This window comes from Pseudomonas sp. 1L-E-NC-VB-C3 (genome assembly GCF_057291535.1).
The window spans coordinates 47,161-61,952 of the sequence record NZ_JBXAWD010000016.1 but is presented as its reverse complement, the minus strand read 5'-3'; the positions used below and the strand labels follow the sequence as shown (position 1 = coordinate 61,952).

At 61.2% G+C, this 14,792-nt stretch carries 11 protein-coding genes; 9 read left to right on the top strand and 2 right to left on the bottom strand.

Annotation, left to right across the window (positions count from 1 at the left end; genetic code table 11):
- Window positions 1-32: 32 nt before the first annotated feature.
- Window positions 33-998: a 2-hydroxyacid dehydrogenase gene (locus tag AC0Z5Z_RS22760; protein ID WP_460138348.1), complete on the bottom strand. Its 966-nt coding sequence runs from the start codon at window positions 996-998 to the stop codon at window positions 33-35.
- A 240-nt stretch (window positions 999-1,238) separates the two neighbouring features.
- Here AC0Z5Z_RS22760 and AC0Z5Z_RS22755 point away from each other — a divergent pair, with 240 nt between their 5' ends.
- From AC0Z5Z_RS22755 to AC0Z5Z_RS22725, 7 genes are all read left to right on the top strand, one after another.
- On the top strand, window positions 1,239-1,868 hold the full coding sequence (locus AC0Z5Z_RS22755) for a LysE family translocator (protein ID WP_056790244.1): 630 nt from the start codon (window positions 1,239-1,241) through the stop codon (window positions 1,866-1,868).
- 268 nt (window positions 1,869-2,136) lie between these two features.
- Window positions 2,137-3,819 carry a fatty acid--CoA ligase gene (locus tag AC0Z5Z_RS22750; protein ID WP_305381517.1) on the top strand — a complete coding sequence of 561 codons (1,683 nt, stop codon included), beginning with the start codon at window positions 2,137-2,139 and terminating at the stop codon, window positions 3,817-3,819.
- Between the two features lie 337 nt (window positions 3,820-4,156).
- On the top strand, window positions 4,157-6,046 hold the full coding sequence (locus tag AC0Z5Z_RS22745) for a DUF1302 domain-containing protein (protein ID WP_056790239.1): 1,890 nt from the start codon (window positions 4,157-4,159) through the stop codon (window positions 6,044-6,046).
- 27 nt (window positions 6,047-6,073) lie between these two features.
- Window positions 6,074-7,438, top strand: coding sequence for a DUF1329 domain-containing protein (locus tag AC0Z5Z_RS22740; protein WP_024014265.1), 1,365 nt, complete (start codon window positions 6,074-6,076; stop codon window positions 7,436-7,438).
- Between the two features lie 175 nt (window positions 7,439-7,613).
- Window positions 7,614-10,349, top strand: coding sequence for a winged helix-turn-helix domain-containing protein (locus AC0Z5Z_RS22735; RefSeq protein WP_485611678.1), 2,736 nt, complete (start codon window positions 7,614-7,616; stop codon window positions 10,347-10,349).
- 60 nt (window positions 10,350-10,409) lie between these two features.
- Complete coding sequence (locus tag AC0Z5Z_RS22730) at window positions 10,410-11,054, top strand: MBL fold metallo-hydrolase (RefSeq protein ID WP_041479973.1); 645 nt, start codon at window positions 10,410-10,412, stop codon at window positions 11,052-11,054.
- A gap of 120 nt (window positions 11,055-11,174) precedes the next feature.
- Complete coding sequence (locus tag AC0Z5Z_RS22725; protein ID WP_041479972.1) at window positions 11,175-11,909, top strand: YiaD family glycine zipper/OmpA-like lipoprotein; 735 nt, start codon at window positions 11,175-11,177, stop codon at window positions 11,907-11,909.
- 226 nt (window positions 11,910-12,135) lie between these two features.
- Here AC0Z5Z_RS22725 and AC0Z5Z_RS22720 read toward each other — a convergent pair whose 3' ends face one another.
- On the bottom strand, window positions 12,136-12,570 hold the full coding sequence (locus AC0Z5Z_RS22720; protein WP_016773251.1) for a Z-ring associated ZapG family protein: 435 nt from the start codon (window positions 12,568-12,570) through the stop codon (window positions 12,136-12,138).
- 144 nt (window positions 12,571-12,714) lie between these two features.
- Here AC0Z5Z_RS22720 and AC0Z5Z_RS22715 point away from each other — a divergent pair, with 144 nt between their 5' ends.
- A complete protein-coding gene (locus tag AC0Z5Z_RS22715; RefSeq protein WP_160768466.1) occupies window positions 12,715-13,344 on the top strand; it encodes an alpha/beta hydrolase in 630 nt (209 codons plus the stop codon).
- 24 nt (window positions 13,345-13,368) lie between these two features.
- On the top strand, window positions 13,369-14,724 hold the full coding sequence (locus AC0Z5Z_RS22710) for a tryptophan--tRNA ligase (RefSeq protein WP_310218304.1): 1,356 nt from the start codon (window positions 13,369-13,371) through the stop codon (window positions 14,722-14,724).
- Window positions 14,725-14,792: the final 68 nt, after the last annotated feature.

Genomic DNA, 14,792 nt, shown 5'->3' with positions numbered 1-14,792 from the left:
AACTGCTCCTTGAAAAAAAGTGCCGCAGTTTATCAACTGACGACCCGCAGCGCCTCACCGCTGAAGAACGCCTGGGCGTTTTCGCTCAGTTGCCCGACGATACGCTGGCGCGCCTCGCGACTGCCCCAAGCGTTATGCGGGGTGACGATCAGGCGCGGGATATCGGCGGCGAGCAGCGGATTGCCCTGGGTCGGTGGCTCGACACTCAACACGTCGGTGGCCGCACCGCCGAGATGACCGCTGCGCAAAGCGTCGGCCAGCGCCTGCTCATCGATCAGGCCGCCCCGGGCGGTATTGACCACAAATGCGCCAGGCTTCATCGAGGCCAGTTCGCGGGCGCCGATGAAATGCCGGGTATGCTCGTTGAGCGGGCAGTGCAGGGTCAGGGCGTCGATCTGCGGCAGCAGTTCTTCCAGCGGCAGGCGATCCGGTCGAGCAGGGCGCCCCGGAATCTGTCCGAGCAACACACGCATGCCGAACGCTTCGGCCAATCGCGCCACGGCGCCACCGAGCTCGCCATGCCCGAGCAGGCCGAGGGTTTTGCCTTGCAGTTCGACGATCGGGTAGTCGAGCAGGCAGAACTGTTTCGCCTGTTGCCAGCGGCCTGCGCTCACAGCTTTCTGATAGTCGGCCAGGCGCGTGGCGAGGTTGAGCAGCAGCATGATCGTGTGTTGCGCCACCGACGGCGTGCCGTAAGCCTGGCAATTGCACACGGTGATGCCGTGGGCGCGGGCGGCAGTGAGGTCGACATTGTTGGTGCCGGTGGCGCTGATCAGGATCAGTTTCAGTTGCGGGTTGGCAGCCATCGCGGCCGCGTCGATCACGACTTTGTTGGTGATCGCCACACTGGCGCCGTGCAGGCGTTCGCTGACCTGTTCCGGCAACGTCTGGGCGAACAGCTGCAAGTCGCTGAAGCATTCGCGCAACGGACCGAGGTCCAGATCGCCGAGATCCAGCGAAGGGTGATCAAGGAATACCGCGCGGCGCGTGTTCGTCATCAACTGTACCTTTTGTGCTGTGAGCGGAGGGCGTACTCTGCCGAGCCTACCAGATGAAACAATTGGTTACTCGACACCGAGATGCCTTGAACTCTTGTGGGAGCGAGCCTGCTCGCGAAAGCTCTGGCCCAGTCAACATCTCTGTTGGCTTACCCAGCGCTTTCGCGAGCAGGCTCGCTCCCACAGGGAAAGCATTCGGCAATGAGTCCAGTGTGAACATTCGAATCCTGAGGAGCCCCCATGTACTGGACCGAGTTCTTGACCGTTGCCCTGATCCATCTGCTCGCCGTGGCCAGCCCCGGACCGGACTTTGCAGTCGTCGTGCGCGAGAGCGTGACCCACGGGCGCCGCGCCGGCACCTGGACCGCGCTGGGCGTGGGCTCGGCGATTTTCCTGCATGTCGGCTATTCGTTGCTCGGCATCGGTCTGATCGTGTCGCAATCGATCGTGCTGTTCAACGCGCTGAAGTGGGCCGCCGCCGCGTATCTGCTTTACATCGGCTTCAAGGCCTTGCGCGCGCAACCGGCGAAAACCGTCACCGATGATTTGCACCGGGAAACCGGCGTACGCACCGCGCGGGGCGCGTTTACCTCGGGCTTCGTCACCAACGGCCTGAACCCGAAAGCCACGTTGTTTTTCCTCTCGCTGTTCACCGTGGTGATCAATCCGCACACGCCGCTGGCCGTGCAGGCCGGTTACGGCGTTTACCTGGCGGTGGCGACGGCGATCTGGTTCTGTCTGGTGGCGATGCTGTTCAGCCAACACCGCGTGCGCGCCGGCTTCGCGCGCATGGGCCACTGGTTCGACCGCACCATGGGCGCGGTGCTGATTGCTCTCGGCGTGAAAATCGCGTTCACCGAGATGCACTGACCGGGCCGCGTTGTTCTCTTGCAGGAGCTGACGAGTGCAACGAGGCTGCGATCTTTTGATCTTGTCTTTTCATAAGCAAATCAAAAGATCGCAGCCTTCGGCAGCTCCTACATGGGCCATATCCAATTTCCAGATACCTGGGGTGCTGGCGCAAAGCTAGCATTTGTACGGCTCTGCAAATCATTCCTTTGGCTGATTTGACTGTCATGCTGGCGCACTAGAGTACGAATCTCTCCGCCAACACCGTGCAGTCAGAAAAGGGATTCTTATGTTGCAGACTCGGGTCATTCCGCCGGCCGATGGGGCCTACCAGTATCCATTGCTGATCAAACGGCTGCTGATGTCCGGCGCCCGTTACGAGAAAACCCGCGAAATCATCTACCGCGACCAGTTGCGCTACAGCTATCCGACCCTGATCGAGCGGGTTGCGCGGCTGGCCAACGTGCTGACGGCTGCCGGCGTCAAGGCCGGTGACACCGTGGCGGTGATGGACTGGGACAGCCACCGTTACCTGGAATGCATGTTCGCCATTCCGATGATCGGCGCGGTGATCCACACCATCAACGTGCGCCTGTCGCCGGAGCAGATCCTCTACACCATGAACCACGCCGAGGACCGCTTCGTGCTGGTCAACAGCGAGTTCGTCGGGCTGTATCAGGCCATCGCGCCGCAGCTGACCACGGTGGAGAAAACCCTGCTGCTGACCGATCTCCCGGAGAAAACCGCAGCGCTGCCCAACCTCGTCGGCGAATACGAGCAACTGCTGGCCGCTGCGAGTGCGCAATACGATTTCCAGGACTTCGACGAAAACTCGGTCGCCACCACGTTCTACACCACCGGCACCACGGGCAATCCGAAAGGCGTGTATTTCACCCATCGGCAACTGGTGCTGCACACCATCGGCGTGGCGACGATCATGGGTTCGATCGACAGCGTACGGCTGCTCGGCACCAACGATGTGTACATGCCGATCACGCCGATGTTCCACGTCCACGCCTGGGGTTTGCCGTACGTGGCGACCATGCTCGGGCTCAAGCAGGTTTATCCGGGGCGCTACGATCCGGAGTATCTGGTGGAGTTGTGGCGCAAGGAGAAGGTCACCTTTTCCCATTGCGTGCCGACCATCCTGCAGATGCTGCTCAACGCCAAAGCCGCGCAGAGTGCCGACTTCGGCGGCTGGAAAATCGTCATCGGCGGCAGCGCGCTCAATCGCAGTCTTTATGAAAACGCCAAGGCCCGTGGCATTCAGCTGACAGCCGCTTACGGCATGTCGGAAACCGGGCCGCTGGTGTCCTGCGCGCACCTCAACGACGAACTGATGGCCGGCAGCGAAGACGAGCGCACCACTTACCGGATCAAGGCCGGTGTACCGGGGCCGTTGGTCGAAGCGGCGATTGTCGACGGCGACGGCAACTTCCTTCCGGCCGACGGTGAAACCCAGGGCGAACTGGTGCTGCGCGCGCCGTGGCTGACCGAAGGCTATTTCAATGAACCGCAGAAGGGCGCCGAGCTCTGGGCCGGTGGCTGGTTGCACACCGGCGACGTCGCCACGCTCGACAGCATGGGCGTGATCGATATTCGTGATCGCATCAAGGACGTGATCAAGACCGGCGGCGAGTGGATCTCCTCCCTCGACCTCGAAGACCTCATCAGCCGGCATGCGGCGGTACGCGAAGTAGCAGTGGTGGGCATCGCCGATCCGCAGTGGGGCGAGCGCCCGTTTGCCTTGCTGGTGGTCCGCGAAGGGCAGGTGATCGGTGCACGGGAACTGAAGGAACACCTCAAGCCGTTCGTCGAGCTGGGACACTTGAGCAAGTGGGCGATCCCCAGTCAGATCGCCCTTGTTACCGAAATTCCCAAGACCAGTGTCGGCAAGCTCGACAAGAAGCGCATTCGCCTCGACATCACCGAGTGGCAGGCCAACAACAGCACCTTCCTTTCGACACTTTGAGTGTCTGCTGGCGCGCCGAAACCGGCGCGCCAGACCCACCAAGCAAGCGCTTGGCTTGTGAAATCGAAAAAATCAGCCATCCTTGCCCTGCCGACGTGTGTCGGACTGGCGAAAGGACTGTTCCAGAGTGGTTGGCGGCTGCAAATCACACTTTAGAGGGATCAAGCACTACCACCCGCTGGATATAGTCCGCTCAAGGACTTTTTAGAAACGGAGCACACGCACTGATCGGGGCGAGCAACTCTGGAGTGATTTCGGGCAACCCTGGCGCCCGGTCCTCCACAGCGTTTTTAAAAGTACTCACTGCCATAACAATAATGCACATGGAGTAGCGTCGATGACCTCAGTAAACCAGTTCTGGCGCCGGGCGAAACTGCCTCTGGCGGTCAGTCTTGCCTCCTCGCTCGCCGGGCCTGCATTCGGCGTCAGTTTCAACGTCGGTGAAATCGAAGGCCAGTTCGACTCGTCCCTGTCGATCGGCGCCAGTTGGTCTACTCAGAGCCCGAACAAGAACCTTATCGGCGTCAACAACGGCGGCCGTGGCCTGTCGCAGACTTCCGATGACGGGCACGCCAACTTCAAGAGCGGCGAAACCTTTTCGAAGATCTTCAAGGGCATCCATGACCTTGAATTGAAATACGGCGACACCGGCGTGTTCGTCCGTGGCAAATACTGGTACGACTTCGAACTGAAGGACGAGAGCCGCGAATTCAAGGACATCAGCGACAGCAACCGCAAAGAGGGCGCCAAGTCCTCCGGCGGGCAGATCCTCGACGCCTTCGTCTACCACAACTACGCGATTGCCGATCAGCCGGGCTCCGTGCGTCTGGGCAAGCAGGTAGTGAGCTGGGGTGAAAGTACCTTCATCGGCGGTGGCATCAACTCGATCAACCCGATCGACGTCTCCGCGTTCCGTCGTCCGGGCGCCGAGATCAAGGAAGGCCTGATTCCGGTCAACATGTTCTACGTGTCGCAGAGCCTCACCGATAACCTCTCGGCCGAAGCGTTCTACCAACTGGAATGGGACCAGACCGTCGTCGACAACTGCGGCACCTTCTTCTCCCAGCCGGACATCGTTGCTGACGGTTGCGACAGCAATCTGCGCGTACTGAACAAGCGTTCGCAGATTCCGGCGATCGCTTTGGGGCCGTTGGCCGCCAACGGTGTGAACGTCGACCAAGAAGGCGTGCTGGTGCGCCGTGGGCCGGACCGTGACGCGCGCGACAGCGGTCAGTGGGGCGCGTCCCTCAAATACATGTTCGAGCCACTCGACACCGAGTTCGGCGCCTACTTCATGAACTACCACAGCCGTGCGCCGATCTTCAGTGCAACCGGCGCACCGCAGTCGGTCTACAACACCGCCGCCGCGCTGCCGGGGCCGTTCGCCGCACTCGCACCGCTGCTGGTTGCGGGCAACTCTAATTACTTCATCGAATACCCGGAAGACATTCGTCTCTACGGTCTGAGCTTCTCCACCACTCTGCCTACCGGTACGGCGTGGAGCGGTGAGATCAGCTATCGTCCGAACGCGCCGGTACAACTGAACTCCACCGACATCCTGTTTGCCGGTGTGCGTCCATTGGGCGGTGCACTGACCAACGCTTCGCTGCTGACCGGCGTGCCGGGTCAGGATCTGCATGGCTATGAGCGCAAGGAAATCACCCAGATCCAGACGACGTTCACGCACTTCTTCGATCAGGTCATGGGCGCCAGCCGTCTGACCCTCGTCGGTGAAGTCGGTGCAACCTACGTCGGTGGCCTGGAAAGCCGTTCCGACAAGCGCTATGGCCGCGACCCGGTCTACGGTCCGGGTGAGTTGCCGGCTACTGGCACAGTCGATACCTGCGCCAACATCCTCAACAACAGCACCATCAACGGCGCAGGTCCCGGTTCGCCGCAGAACAACCGCAGCCGCAATTGCGAAAACGACGGCTTCACCACGTCGATGTCGTGGGGCTACCGTGGTCGGGCGATCTGGGAATACAACGACGTGTTCGCTGGCGTGAACCTGAAGCCGAACGTGGCCTGGTCCCACGACGTGAGCGGTTACTCGCCAGGCCCTGGCGGCAACTTCGAGGAAGGTCGCAAAGCGGTCAGCCTGGGCGTCGACGCCGAATACCAGAACACCTACACCGCGAGCCTGGCTTACACCAATTTCTTCGACGGCAAGTACACCACCGTGGATGACCGCGACTTCGTGGCGCTCAGCTTCGGCGTGAACTTCTAAGCACTGCATTTCAGGACGAACGAATTTATGAAAATAACAAAGAGTCTGTTCCACGCCGGTGTTCTGGGCCTGTCGCTGCTGGCGACCAGTGTCATGGCGGCGGTGCCTGCTGCCGAAGCGGATAAACTGGGCAAGAGCCTGACGCCGATGGGCGCGGAAATGGCCGGTAATGCCGACGGTTCGATCCCGGCCTGGAAACCGCTGCCAAAAAATGCCGGCAGCGTCGACAGCAAGGGCTTCCTGTCCAACCCTTACGCCAGTGAGCAGCCGCTGTTCACCATCACCGCCAAGGATGTCGACAAGTACAAGGACAAGCTTGCGCCGGGCCAGTACGCGATGTTCAAGCGCTACCCGGAAACCTTCAAGATGCCGGTCTATCCGTCCCATCGCGGCGCCACCGTGCCGGATGACGTGTTCGCCGCGATCAAGAAGAACGCCACCAGCACCAACCTGGTGTCCGGCGGCAACGGTCTGGAAAACTTCGATACCGCCGTACCATTCCCGATCCCGAAAACCGGTGTGGAAGTGATCTGGAACCACATCACCCGCTATCGCGGCGGGAGCGTGACCCGTCTGGTGACCCAGGCCACGCCGCAACCGAACGGCTCGTACAGCCTGGTGTACTTCCAGGATCAGTTCGTGTTCCGCGACAAGATGAAGGACTACGATCCGGCGAACCCGGGCAACATCCTGTTCTACTTCAAGCAGAAAGTGACTGCGCCGGCGCGTCTGGCCGGTGGCGTACTGCTGGTGCACGAGACGCTCGACCAGGTCAAAGAGCCGCGTTCGGCGTGGGTCTACAACGCCGGGCAACGTCGTGTGCGCCGTGCACCGCAAGTGTCGTATGACGGCCCGGGTACTGCCGCCGACGGCCTGCGTACCTCGGACAACCTCGACATGTACAACGGCGCGCCGGATCGTTACGACTGGAAGCTCGAAGGCAAGAAAGAGATGTACATCGCCTCCGACAGCTACAAGCTCGACGATCCGAAACTGAAGTACTCGGACATCATCAAGGCCGGTCACATCAACCAGGACCTGGCTCGCTACGAGCTGCGCCGCGTCTGGCACGTGGTCGCGACCCTGAAGGAAGGCCAGCGCCACATCTACGCCAAGCGTGACTTCTACATCGACGAGGACACCTGGCAGGCAGCGGTCATCGACCACTACGACGGTCGTGGCCAACTGTGGCGTGTAGCCGAGGCACATGCCGAGAACTACTACGACAAGCAAGTGCCGTGGTACGCCCTCGAAACCCTCTACGACCTGCAGTCCGGCCGTTATCTGGCACTGGGCATGAAGAACGAAGAGAAGCAGGCGTATGACTTCGGCTTCACCGCCACCACCAGCGACTTCACCCCGGCCGCTCTGCGTCAGGATGGTGTTCGCTAAACCTGCGTAAACCCGAGGCCGCATCCTCATGAAAACGCCCCGACCGGTTCGGGGCGTTTTTGTGTCTGTAGCCTTTTTGTAGCCATTTGTAGCAGCGACCTTCATTACCTCTTCGTTTAAGGCTAGGCTGCGGACATCTGCAACGCCGCCAATCGCCTTCGAACAAGAGCCGGCCATGACTGATCTGTCCCCACTTCCGGGTCCCGCAAGCATCACCGTCGCAGCACTGGACGGGCGTTTTTTTCGCCCGCCGCTGCCTGATGGCTATGTCTTGCGGCCGCGCCTTTGCCAGCGTCTGCAGGCCGGGCTCGGAGGTCGGTTGCTGCTGGTCAGCGCCCCGGCCGGATTCGGCAAGAGCTCGCTGGCGGTGGAGTTCTGTCAGAGCCTGCCGGCCCACTGGCAAAGTCTATGGTTGGGTTTGAGTCCGCGTGACAGCGATCCCGGACGTTTTCTTGAGCGCTTGCTCGAAGGTCTGCAGGACTACTTTCCGGCCTTGGGCGCTGGCGCTCTTGGTCTGCTGAAAATGCGTCAGCGTCATCAGCCATTTGCTTTCGAAGAGTGGCTCGACGGTCTGCTCGATGAGCTGGCGCTGCATCTCGATCCTGCTGCACCGCTGCTGCTGGTGCTCGACGACTACCACCTCGCCCAAGGGCCGGTGCTGGATCGTTGCCTGCAATTTTTCCTCAATCATCTGCCCGATGGCTTGCTGGTGATGGTCACCAGCCGTCAGCGCCCGGACTGGCATCTGGCGCGTCTGCGCCTGTCGCGGCAGTTGCTCGAGCTGCACGAACAGGATTTGCGCCTGACCCACGACGAGGCCCTGACCTTGCTCGATCGCCACAGCAGCTCACTGCGCGGCGAAGCACTGGAAAGCCTGATCCAGCGCAGCGAAGGCTGGGTCGCCGGCCTGCGCTTCTGGCTGCTGGCGGTGGCCGAGGCGGGCAACGATGCCGCGCTGCCGCAAGCGCTGAACGGCGGCGAGGGGTTGATACGCGACTATCTGCTCGAAGAAGTCATCGATTGCTTGCCGGCCGAAGTGCAATCGTTTCTCTACGAAACCGCTCCGCAGGAACGCTTTTGCAGCGAGCTGTGTGACGCTGTCCGTGAAGCCCATGACAGCGCGGAAATCCTGCGCTTTCTCCTCGCCCATCAAGTGTTTCTGGTGCCGCTGGACGAGCATGGTCACTGGTACCGCTATCACCATTTGTTCTCCGACTTGTTGCGCAGCCGGCCAATCGCCCAGGCGATGGTGCCCAACGCTACCCTGCATTTGCGCGCCTGCCGCTGGTTCAATGCGCAAGGCCTGCTCGACGAAGCGGTGGAGCAGGCGTTGCGTGCCGGGCATCTCGATGTCGCGGCTAATTTGGTACAGAACTTGTCCGAAGAACAGCTGCTCGCCGAGCAGAACGTCGGCATGCTGCTGCGCTGGAAAATGGACTTGCCCGACAGCCTGCTGATCAGCACGCCACGGCTGATCGTGCTCTACAGCTGGGCGCTGGGGCTGGCCTGTCAGCTCGACGCCGCTGAAGAGCTGGCCAGCCATTTGAGCCGTTTCCTGCCGGCGCCTTCGGCCACCGCGCAAAAATCCATGCTGGCGCAATGGCTGGCGCTGAGCGGGATCATCGCTCGCGGGCGCGGCCATCGCGATTTGACCCTGCGTTATTGCAGTGAAGCGCTGGAGAGCCTGCCGGCCAAGCGTTATGGCCAGCGGCTGATGTGCCTGTCGACCTTGTCCAATCTGGCGATCGCCGACGGTGATCTGTGGCGCGCCCGTGGCCTGAACCGTGAATCCCTCGAGCTGGCGCAACGGGTCGGCAATCCATTATTCGAAGCGTTGGCTCACTACGACAGAGCTCGAGTCTTGCAATCGAGGGGCGAGATTCTGCGTGCGCTGGATGAAGTGCATCAGGGTCTGGAGCGCTTGCGCGGTCTGTCGCCGCAACGCCTGTACGCCGTACGCGCACGGCTGACGTTGTATGAAGGTTTCCTGCTGGCGATGCGTTTGCAGCCGCAAGCCGCTCGCGTGCGTCTGCTGGCCGGCATTGGCGAGGCGCGCGCCTGTCGCGACATCAGCGTGCTGATCGGGCACTGCGTGATCGCTCGCTTGGACGGCGCCAGTGGCGAATTCGCCAAGGCCTTCGCCGAACTCGCCGAAGCCGAACGCCTGATGCACATCTGGGACGTACCGCCGATCTACTATCTGGCGATGATCACCCTGGTCAAATGCGAACTGTGGCTGGCCCAGGGCCGGATTGATCTTGCCGAGGCGTGGCTTGCACGCCTGGGCCAGACCTACACCGGCGAACACGCTGCGGCGCCACCGGAATTCCATCCGCAACTGCCACTGCATGTGGAACTGCAACAGGCGCTGCTCGATGTGATTCAGGGGCAACCGATGCTCGCCGAAGGGCGGCTGAACGTGTTGCATGAAAACGGCCAGCGGACCGGGCGGCAGTTGCTCAGTGTGATGGCGTTGACGCAGAAGGTGGCGCTGTTGCTGTCCAGTGGACGCGAGCCCGATGCGCGCAAGGTGTTGAGTCAGGCGCTGGAAGCTGCGGCCGGCGGCGTCTTCCAGCCCTTCGATGCGCTGCTGAAAAGTCATGCCGACTGGATGCGCGGGCAATTGCAGGCGCTTTCCTGCCACGCCGTCAGCCAGCAATTGCTCACACAGTTCCCAACAGCCGCGCCGCGACCGAGCGTAGAAAGCTCAACTACCGAACAACTCAGCAGCCGGGAATTGGCCGTGCTGCGCCTGATCGCCCAAGGCTGTTCCAATCAGGAAATCAGCGAGCAGTTGTTCATTTCCCTGCACACCGTGAAAACCCATGCCAGCCATATCAACAGCAAGCTCGGGGTTGAGCGGCGTACGCAGGCGGTGGCGCGGGCGAAGGCGTTGGGGTTATTGCTCTAGCGACGGTAAAATTCGCCATCGGCCGTTGCCAACGGCGTTGACCCTGTCCAGGATTTTTCCATGACCACGCCCAGCCCTGCGCTTATCCGCGAAACCTTCCCCGTCGGCCCGCTCCAGTGCAACTGCACGATCATCGGCGACCCACTCACAAAAAAAGCCATCGTCGTCGATCCCGGCGGCAACCCGGACCTGATCATGGCGCGCCTCGATGCCCATGGCCTGAAAGTCGTCAGCATCATCCACACCCACGCGCATCTCGATCACTTTCTCGCTTCCGGGCAGATGAAGGAGAAAACCGGCGCGACCCTGCATCTGCACAAGGAGGATCAATTCCTCTGGGACAACCTTGAAATGCAATGCCAGATGTTCGGCGTGCCTTACACCCCGGTGCCGTCGCCGGATCGCTGGTTGAGCGATGACGAAGAACTAGCCTGCGGTTGCGGTGTGGCACTGCACACGCCGGGACATACACCCGGGTCCATGAGCTTTTGGTTTTCCGAGGCTAAGCTGTTGATAGCCGGCGACACGCTGTTTCGTCGCGGGGTAGGGCGTACGGATTTGTGGGGTGGCGATCAGGCGACCATCGTGCGTTCGATCAAGCAGCGGCTGTATACGCTGGACGAGGACGCAACGGTTGTCACCGGGCACGGCCCGGACACGCGTCTGGGTGATGAGATGCGCGAGAACCCGTTTGTGCGTGCCTGAATTTTTTGTCACGGGCAGCGGGCGGAATTTTTAGGCATTGTCATGATCCAACGCCCGCGCAGGTCCATTGATTGATCAGTGGCCGCTGCACCACAGAATGCAGAAAACCAGGAGCTCTCCATGTTCACCACGCGTCGTTTGATTATTGTCGCTACTGCCGTGGCCGTGCTGTCCGGCTGCGCCTCGCCTAATCCGTATGACAATCAGGGTCAGGCCGACGGTGGCTCGCAAGGCATGAGCAAAACCGCCAAATACGGTGGCCTCGGCGCGCTGGCCGGCGCACTCGCCGGTGCCGCCATCGGTCACGACAACCGTGGCAAGGGCGCCTTGATCGGCGCTGCTGTCGTCGGTGCCTCCGCTGCCGGCTACGGCTACTACGCCGACCAGCAGGAAAAGAAACTGCGCGCGAGCATGGCCAACACTGGCGTTGAAGTGCAGCGGCAGGGCGATCAGATCAAGCTGATCATGCCGGGCAACATCACCTTCGCCACCGATTCGGCGAACATTGCCCCGAGTTTCTACCAGCCGTTGAACAACCTGGCCAACTCGCTGAAGGAGTTCAACCAGAACCAGATCGAAATCGTCGGTTACACCGACAGCACCGGCAGCCGCCAGCACAACATGGACCTGTCACAGCGTCGTGCGCAGAGCGTGGCGACCTACCTGACCTCGCAAGGTGTCAGCGGTGCCAACCTGTCGGCCCGTGGCGCCGGCCCGGATAACCCGATTGCCAGCAACGGCGACGTGAATGGCCGCGCGCAGAACCGCCGGGTCGAAGTCAACCTGAAGGCGATTCCGGGCCAGCAGTATGGTGGTCAGCAGCAACAGCCGGGTACGGTGCAGCAGTATCCATAAGCGATTGCCTGAATTAAGAAATGCCCGGTCTTGTGATCGGGCATTTTTTTGTTTCATCGGTGCCGCCCCTTTCGGGAGCAGGCTCGCTCCCGCATTTGAAATGCATTCCCCCTGTGGGAGCGAGCCTGCTCGCGAAGAGGCCGACGAGCGCAGCGAAGATTGCAGATACAAAAAAGCCCCCAGACACATCACTGTCCGGGGGCTTTTTGTTCGCAGCGAAGACTGCTTACTTCTTCAAACCATAATGTTCATCGAGCATGCCAGGGGAATTTGGCGATTTCGGTGCGTAGTCACGCGGTGGTTCCTGATCGCGCGGTGGCGTCAGGCGTTCACGTGGTGCCTGCGCTGCGTCGGCGTGCAGGGCGGCGATCAGGCGCTGGCGGGTCTGCTCGTCCAGGGCCAGACGATTGGCGCCCTCGGCGAGGTGGTCCTGCACTTCCTGATAGCTCTGGGTCAGTTTCTTGACCAGCATCGCTGTGCTGTTGAAGTGGGTGACCACTTCGTTCTGATAACTGTCGAAACGCTCCTGGATATCATCCAGTTGACGCTGCGTGCGGCTCGGTGCGGCGTTCGGCGCAACGCGCGCGATCAGGAATCCAATGGCGACACCCACAACCAGGGCAAGAGTCGGTAACAACCAAACTAAGAGCGAGTGTTCCACGAGTCCTTCCTCTATAAACGGCTTTGCTTTACGTTAACGGCTCGAACCTGCGCTGTATACCGCGATTCACTCGCAATAGATTGGCACAGACAATTTGCTAGACGAGTCGACCCGATTCGAGGTCACGGAGTTCCTCCCTTGCTGATGCGTGAAACCCCTGTAGTGATTGACGGCCCTGTCGGCCAAATTGAGGCTTTGTATCTGGATAACGAGCAGCCGCGCGGCATCGCGCTGATCTGCCATCCGAACCCGGTACAGGGCGGCACCATGCTCAACAAGGTCGTCTCGACCCTGCAGCGCACCGCGCGCGACGCAGGCCTGATCACCTTGCGTTTCAACTATCGCGGCGTCGGCGCCAGCCAGGGCACGCATGACATGGGCACCGGTGAAGTCGACGACGCCCAGGCCGCCGCCACATGGCTGCGGGAAAAACACCCGGATCTGCCGCTGACCCTGTTCGGTTTCTCCTTCGGCGGATTTGTTGCAGCAAGTCTCGGCGGCCGTCTCGAAGCCCAGGGCGTGCAGCTTGAGCACCTGTTCATGGTTGCCCCGGCGGTGATGCGTCTGGGCGAGCAGGATCAACTGCCGCAGCACGGCGGGTTGACCGTGATCCAGCCGGAAACCGATGAAGTCATCGATCCGCAACTGGTCTACCAGTGGTCGGAACAACTCCAGCGCCCCCATGAGCTGCTGAAAGTGGCAGAATGCGGACACTTTTTTCACGGCAAGCTGACCGATCTCAAGGATCTGCTGCTGCCGCGTCTCTCGAATTGATTGCAGTCTGACAAGCGATTACCCATGACCAACCGTACCCGCATTCTCACCGGCATCACCACCACTGGCACGCCGCACCTGGGCAACTACGCTGGGGCCATTCGCCCGGCAATCCTCGCCAGCCGCGACAGCCAGGCAGATTCGTTCTATTTTCTGGCCGATTACCACGCCCTGATCAAATGCGATGACCCGCTGCGCATCCAGCGCTCGCGTCTGGAAATCGCCGCGACCTGGCTGGCCGGTGGCCTCGATGTCGACCGCGTGACGTTCTACCGCCAGTCCGACATCCCGGAAATCCCCGAGCTGACCTGGCTGCTGACTTGCGTCGCCGCCAAGGGCCTGCTCAACCGTGCGCACGCTTACAAGGCGTCGGTGGACAAGAACCTCGAAACCGGTGAAGACCCGGATGCCGGCATCACCATGGGCCTCTACAGCTACCCGGTGCTGATGGCAGCGGACATCCTGATGTTCAACGCGCACAAGGTGCCGGTCGGTCGCGATCAGATTCAGCACGTGGAAATGGCCCGCGATATCGGTCAGCGTTTCAACCATCTGTTCGGCCAGGGCAAAGAGTTCTTCACCATGCCCGAAGCGCTGATCGAAGAAAGCGTGGCGACCTTGCCAGGCCTCGACGGTCGCAAGATGTCGAAGAGCTACGACAACACCATTCCGCTGTTCAGCAGCGCGAAAGAAATGAAGGACGCGATCTCGCGGATCGTCACCGACTCCAAGGCCCCGGGCGAAGCGAAAGATCCCGATAACTCGCACCTGTTCACTCTGTTCCAGGCCTTCGCCACTCCGGCGCAGGCTGACGAGTTCCGCAGCGAACTGCTCGGTGGTTTGGGCTGGGGTGAGGCGAAGAATCGCCTGTTCCAGTTGCTCGACAATGAGCTGGGCGAGGCGCGCGAGAAGTATCACCAGTTGATCGAGCGTCCTGCGGATCTGGAAGACATTCTGCAGATTGGTGCGAAGAAGGCCCGCGCCGTGGCCACGCCGTTCCTCAACGAATTGCGTGAAGCCGTTGGCCTGCGTTCTTTCGTCAATCAGGTTCAGGTCGCCGCGACCACCAAAAAGAAAGCCGCGAAAGCCGCACGTTTCGTCAGCTTCCGCGAGGACGACGGCAGCTTCCGTTTCCGTCTGCTGGCGGCCGATGGCGAGCAATTGTTGTTGTCGCGCAACTTCGCCGACGGCAAGACTGCCGGCCAGGTGACCAAACAGTTGCAGTCCGGCGAGTCGCTGGATGTGCGTACTGATGACCTGAGCTTCAGCGTCTGGCTGGCCGGTGAGTGCGTGGGTGACAGCCCGGCCTTCGCCGACGCTGCCGCGCGGGACGCCGCCATCGAGGCGTTGCGCGTCGCACTGACTCCAGCTCAAGACTGATCGGCGGCACGACCCGACCAAGGGCCGATTGCCATTCCCACAGGCCGTCGCTACAGTGACGGCCCGTT

Excerpts from the sequence above, each read along its gene's own strand:
- AC0Z5Z_RS22760 (WP_460138348.1), bottom strand. The coding sequence starts at position 998 with ATGACGAACACGCGCCGCGCGGTATTCCTTGATCACCCTTCGCTGGAT.
- AC0Z5Z_RS22755 (WP_056790244.1), top strand. The coding sequence starts at position 1,239 with ATGTACTGGACCGAGTTCTTGACCGTTGCCCTGATCCATCTGCTCGCC.
- AC0Z5Z_RS22750 (WP_305381517.1), top strand. The coding sequence starts at position 2,137 with ATGTTGCAGACTCGGGTCATTCCGCCGGCCGATGGGGCCTACCAGTAT.
- AC0Z5Z_RS22745 (WP_056790239.1), top strand. The coding sequence starts at position 4,157 with ATGACCTCAGTAAACCAGTTCTGGCGCCGGGCGAAACTGCCTCTGGCG.
- AC0Z5Z_RS22740 (WP_024014265.1), top strand. The coding sequence starts at position 6,074 with ATGAAAATAACAAAGAGTCTGTTCCACGCCGGTGTTCTGGGCCTGTCG.
- AC0Z5Z_RS22735 (WP_485611678.1), top strand. The coding sequence starts at position 7,614 with ATGACTGATCTGTCCCCACTTCCGGGTCCCGCAAGCATCACCGTCGCA.
- AC0Z5Z_RS22730 (WP_041479973.1), top strand. The coding sequence starts at position 10,410 with ATGACCACGCCCAGCCCTGCGCTTATCCGCGAAACCTTCCCCGTCGGC.
- AC0Z5Z_RS22725 (WP_041479972.1), top strand. The coding sequence starts at position 11,175 with ATGTTCACCACGCGTCGTTTGATTATTGTCGCTACTGCCGTGGCCGTG.
- AC0Z5Z_RS22715 (WP_160768466.1), top strand. The coding sequence starts at position 12,715 with ATGCGTGAAACCCCTGTAGTGATTGACGGCCCTGTCGGCCAAATTGAG.
- AC0Z5Z_RS22710 (WP_310218304.1), top strand. The coding sequence starts at position 13,369 with ATGACCAACCGTACCCGCATTCTCACCGGCATCACCACCACTGGCACG.